Genomic DNA, 2,662 nt, shown 5'->3' with positions numbered 1-2,662 from the left:
GAGCCGGTGGGCGTCCCCGGGTCCCAGCTCGGCCAGCCGGGCGGACAGCTCACCGACCCGCGGCGTCCCCTCCCGGTCGGCCTGCTCCGGGGCGGGTCGATCCCGGTCGGCCCGCTGCGGGTCGGGTCGATCCCGGTTAGCCCGCTCCCGGTTGGGTCGCTGCGGGTCGGGTCGATCCCGCTCGGCCCGGTCCCGGTCTGCTGGGGGGCCGGCGGTCCGGTCTCGACCGGTCGGACGGCGGTGGGCCGGTTCGCGGTCCACGCGGGTGGGGTCCGCGGACGGCGGAGGATTCACTGGCGGTCCTTCCACACGCGGTCAAGCCTAGGGCACCGCGGGCCCGGGGCTGCCGACCCACGGCCGACCGCCGGCGGCCCGCGGGCCGGTCTCGCGCCGCCGACCTGCCCGGACGCCCCATGCACGAGGCCGGCGGCCGGCGGCGTCCTTTGTCGGCGGACGGGGGTGCCCGACCTGTAGCCTGCGACGAGCTCGCCCGGGCGCAACGGGCAACGGGTCGGAAGTGATGCCAAAACCATGACGGAACCGCCAACCGGTGACGGAGCCACAGTGGTGATGCACGGCGCCGATTCCACCGTGGAGACGGCGGAGGAACTCGAACCCGAGGGTACCGGCCGCCCTGGCAGGCGGGCGGTGGCGCTGGGCGGGCCTCCCGCCGGGGACGGGATCACCGACACCGCCTTCGGCGCCGCCGCGCTGGAGCTGGGCCGCGCGGCGGTCGAGGTGGGCCGTGCCTACCGGGCGCTGGAACGGGTCATGGCCGGGGTGCTCGTCGCGCTGCGCGCCGTCGCCATCCTGCTGACCCTGGCCTACCTGCTCGTCTGGCACTGGTACGCCGGCCAGCCGGCGGCGATGGTGGTCGTGCTGCTCAGCGTCGGCTGGGGCGTGGTCTTCTGCGTGGTGGGCCTCCGTCGCGGGGTGGGCGGCCCGCTCGCCGCCGCGAGCGTCGCGGTCGCGCTGGCACTGGCGCTGACGGCCGGGCGCTGGCTGCCGCCACAGTCGGTGGGTGACAGCGGCAACTTCGTGTTCCTGACCGCGATCAACGCGGCGGTCGTCGCCGTCTGGGCCTTCCCGCCGGCGCTGGCCGCGCCGAGTGTCCTGCTGCTCGGCGCGGGCACCCTGGCGGGAGGCTGGGGGCACAATCCGCAGGTCATCGTCGAGTCGACGATCCTGGTGCTGGCGCCGGGGCTGCTGGGTCTCGCGATCGGCCGGCTGCGCCAGATCGCCCGAACCGCCGACCGGCGCTGGGCGAACGTCGTGGCCCGTCATCGCGGCGAGGCCGTGGTCCACGCGGTCGCCCGGGACCGCCGGGAGCGCGAGCGCATCATCCATGACACGGTCCTCAACACGCTGACCGGGATCGCCTGGGGCGGCGGCCGGGACGTGGCCCTGGCCCGCCGGCGCTGCGGGCAGAGTCTCGCCGCCGTGCAGGGCCTGCTCGACCCGGACGAGGCGAACGAACCGGCCATCGACGAGCGCCTGGCCGAGGTCGTCCGCAACGCCAACGGTCCGCGGCTGCGGGTCACGTTCGACAACCACCTGCGCGGCGCCGCCCGGGCGGCGGTCCGTGCTGAGCCGCCCGCCGTCGTCGGTGCCGCGTTCGCGGGCGCGGTCGGCGAGGCGTTGGCGAACGTGGAGCGCCACGCGGGCACCCGGCGGGCGCGGGTCCGCCTCGACAGGGGCGCGGATGGCGTCACCGTGCAGGTGTCCGACGCCGGGCGCGGTTTCGACCCGACCCGGGTCGACCCGGCCCGGCTCGGCCTGCGCCGCTCGATCGTCGGCCGGCTCGACGACGTCGCCGGGACGGTCGACATCGTCTCGGCGCCGGGTCGTGGCACGACCGTCCGGCTGCAGTGGCGCACGCCGGGGACCACGCCGATCCTCGCCGGTGGTGCCGGTGGTGCTGGTGCTGGTGGTGGCGGCGGGGTCGTCGCCGATCGGCGGGGGGTCACCGCGATCGCCGCCGACCTTGGCGACGCCTACGCCGCCGGGCACCGGCGCGCCGTCGGCCAGGTCGCCGGCCTGTGGCTGATCGCCATGCTGGCGCCGCTGGTCGCGACGCTCGGCTGGGTGCGGGAGCGCCCGGTCGCGGCGCTGCTGTGGATGGTTCTCGTGCTGGTGACCGCCGAGACCGCGCGGCGGGTCCGGGACCGGCCGCTGGGGCGCGCCGAATCGCTCGCGCTGCTGGCGATGATCCTGGCCGTCAACGTCGTCGGGGCGGCGAACACCCGCGGGCCGGACATCGTGCGGATCGCCGACTGGCCACTGCTCTTCCTGCCCCTGCTGCTCGCGTTCATCACCGCGTCCCGGCCTCGCCGGGAGTGGATCGCGGCGCTGGTGGTGACGGTCCTGCTGCTGGTCGTCCTGGTTCTCGCGCGGGATCCGGACAATCCGCTGGTGCTCGCCCGGTTGAGCTCGAACATCTACGGGATATGCAGCGTCCAGATCGTCACCGCCATGCTCGGCCCGCTGCTGCGCGCCACCGCCGACGCCACCGCGCGCACCCTGGCCGCCGAGGCCGAGGTCGCCGCGAGCATCGACGCGTCGCTGATGATCCGCCGCGAGCGCGTCCAGTGGCTGGGTTCCGTGGAGGCGGATGCGTTGCCGCTGCTGGCCGGGATCGCCGACGGCCGGCTCGACCCGCGGG

At 76.1% G+C, this 2,662-nt stretch carries 1 protein-coding gene and 1 pseudogene; one reads left to right on the top strand and one right to left on the bottom strand.

Annotated features, from left to right (window positions below):
- Nucleotides 1-261: pseudogene (locus ND748_RS29690) on the bottom strand (hypothetical protein); the annotation flags it as partial.
- 270 nt (nt 262-531) lie between these two features.
- Between ND748_RS29690 and ND748_RS29685 the strand changes: the two are divergent.
- Nucleotides 532-2,662: sensor histidine kinase (locus tag ND748_RS29685; protein WP_251749511.1), on the top strand; the 2,131-nt coding region annotated here is incomplete at its 3' end.

The organism is Frankia sp. AiPs1 (assembly GCF_023716945.1).
In the GTDB taxonomy this organism is placed as follows: domain Bacteria; phylum Actinomycetota; class Actinomycetes; order Frankiales; family Frankiaceae; genus Frankia.
Note: the sequence above shows the minus strand (reverse complement) of the source record. Positions and strands in the feature narration are given on the sequence as shown.